The 2,211-nt window shown below is 68.2% G+C and carries 3 protein-coding genes; 1 reads left to right on the top strand and 2 read right to left on the bottom strand.

Translation table 11 applies throughout. From position 1 onward, the window contains the following. Positions 1 to 356, top strand: a 356-nt coding sequence (locus VMJ11_RS15385; RefSeq protein WP_325620255.1) for an ABC transporter substrate-binding protein, incomplete at its 5' end; no start/stop codon positions are given. A gap of 113 nt (positions 357 to 469) precedes the next feature. Here the strand turns inward: VMJ11_RS15385 and VMJ11_RS15380 are convergent. Continuing rightward, positions 470 to 1,414 carry an oxygenase MpaB family protein gene (locus VMJ11_RS15380; protein WP_414694403.1) on the bottom strand — a complete coding sequence of 315 codons (945 nt, stop codon included), beginning with the start codon at positions 1,412 to 1,414 and terminating at the stop codon, positions 470 to 472. Positions 1,415 to 1,451: 37 nt separating this feature from the next. Further along, on the bottom strand, positions 1,452 to 2,211 hold a 760-nt coding region (gene ruvB / locus VMJ11_RS15375; RefSeq protein WP_325620254.1), incomplete at its 5' end, for a Holliday junction branch migration DNA helicase RuvB.

Below are 2,211 nucleotides of genomic sequence, written 5' to 3'. Positions count from 1 at the left end.
TCGCGCAGCTGGCGGGCGCCGCAACGGACAACGTCGTCTGCTCGCAGGCCGGCATGGCCGTCGAGCGCATGAACGGTGGCGCGGCGTTCGCGGCGAAGTACGAGAAGCGCTTCGGTCACGCGATCGAATTCGATGCACCGTTCACGTACGACGCGGTGTACATCGTCGTCGACGCGATGAAGCGCGCGAATTCCACCGACCCGGCCAAGGTCCTCGCGCAGATTCCGGGCACGGACTACAAGGGCGTGATCGGCGAGACGACGTTCGATTCGAAGGGCGATCTCAAGCACGGCGTGATCTCGCTGTACAACTACAAGGCGCGCAAGAAGACGCTGCTCGACGTGGTGAAGATGTAAGTACCGTAGTCCTTCGGGGCGCTGGAAACGAAGCGGCCAACCTGCGCGAGCGGGTTGGCCGTTTTCACTTCCTTCGCTTCTTTCGCCTTGCGTTGCGTCGCGACGCGAGGCGCCTATCGTGTGGACTTCGCCGCGGCCCGTCGCCGCGCGCGCTTGGACACGCCGTTCACGAGCGCCCAGCGCAGCACCGGCGCGATCGTGCGCATGCCCGGCCGCACCATGGCGCGGCGTGCGAAGGCAAAGCTGTCGAAGCCAAGCATGGTCTGGGCGAAGGGCGGCAGCAGGTCGATCCCCGCGTTGCGGATCAGCGCGCCGGCAGGGCGCATCGCCGGGCGCGGCGCGGGCGCTTGCATGAGCACGCGCACGACCTCGAACGTGCGCTCGCTCGCCACGAGTTCCGGCTGCATGGCCTGAAGGTAGGCCGCGACTTCGGCGCGCGATTGCGGCACGTTCGTCGCGCCGAGCAGCCGCGCGATTTGCGCCACTTCGGCGTAGTACTGGTCCTGCGCCGCGCCCGGCAGCGCGGGATTCACGTAGCGCAGATACGCCCCGAGAAAACTCGAAACCTCGGCCACGTGCACCCACGTGAGCAACGCGGGATCGCTCGCGCGATACGGACGGCCGTCGGGCGCGGTGCCCGTCACGGCGAGGTGGATCGTCTTGACGCGCTCGATGAGCGCCAGCGCGTCGGCGCGGCTGCCGTAGGTCGTGCCGGCGATGAAGGTCGCGGTGCGGCGCAGCCGCCCGAGTATGTCGGCGCGAAACGTGGAGTGATCCCAGACACCCGCGAGCGCAAGCGGATGCAACGCCTGCATCAGCAGCGCGCTGATGCCGCCTGCCATCATCGCGGCGAAATCGGCATGGACTTTCCAGCAAACGGCGTTGGGCCCGAACAGGCCCGGGTCGCCGGGCGGCGACGAATAATCGAGTCTCGGGCCGCTGCCCGTCGTGAGATGCGTGACGCTCTCGGCGAGCGCCATGCGCAGGCGCTGCGCGAGCAGGCCGGCGAGGCTGGTCGGCTCGGGAGCGTCATGACGGCGGCCGGCGTGATCAGACATCGCGTTTTCGCTCGCGCTGGGTTGGGTGTTGTGCGCCTTACGACGCGTCGGGGTCCCAGTCGCCGCCTGGTGCAGCCTCGTCCGGCATCGTCAGGCCGAAGTGGCGGTAGCTGAGCTGTGTGGCGATGCGACCGCGCGGCGTGCGCTGCAGATACCCCTGCTGGATCAGGTACGGCTCGAGCACGTCTTCGATCGTGTCGCGCTCCTCGCCGATCGCGGCAGCCAGGTTGTCCACGCCTACCGGGCCGCCGTCGAACTTGTGCAGGATCGCTTCGAGCAGCTTGCGGTCCATGAGGTCGAAGCCCACGGGATCGACGTCGAGCATGCGCAGCGCGGCGTCGGCCACGCTGGCGGTGATCGCGCCATCGGCTTTCACCTCGGCGTAGTCGCGCACGCGCCGCAGCAGGCGGTTCGCGATACGCGGCGTGCCGCGCGAGCGGCGCGCGATTTCGAGCGCGCCGTCGGGATGGATCTGCGCGCCGAGCAGCGAGGCCGAGCGCTGCACGATGCGCGAGAGTTCGCTCGCGTTGTAGAACTCGAGCCGCGAGACGATGCCGAAGCGGTCACGCAGCGGATTCGTGAGCATGCCCGCGCGCGTGGTCGCGCCAACGAGCGTGAACGGCTGGAGGTCGAGCTTCACGCTGCGCGCGGCCGGTCCTTCGCCGATCATGATGTCGATCTGGTAGTCCTCGAGCGCCGGATACAGGATTTCCTCGACGACCGGCGAGAGCCGGTGAATCTCGTCGATGAAGAGCACGTCGTTGGCTTCGAGATTGGTGAGCAGCGCTGCGAGATCG

It is taken from the genome of Paraburkholderia sp., from assembly GCF_035501035.1.
Taxonomy (GTDB): domain Bacteria; phylum Pseudomonadota; class Gammaproteobacteria; order Burkholderiales; family Burkholderiaceae; genus Paraburkholderia.
This window is presented reverse-complemented; position numbering and strand designations above follow the sequence as displayed.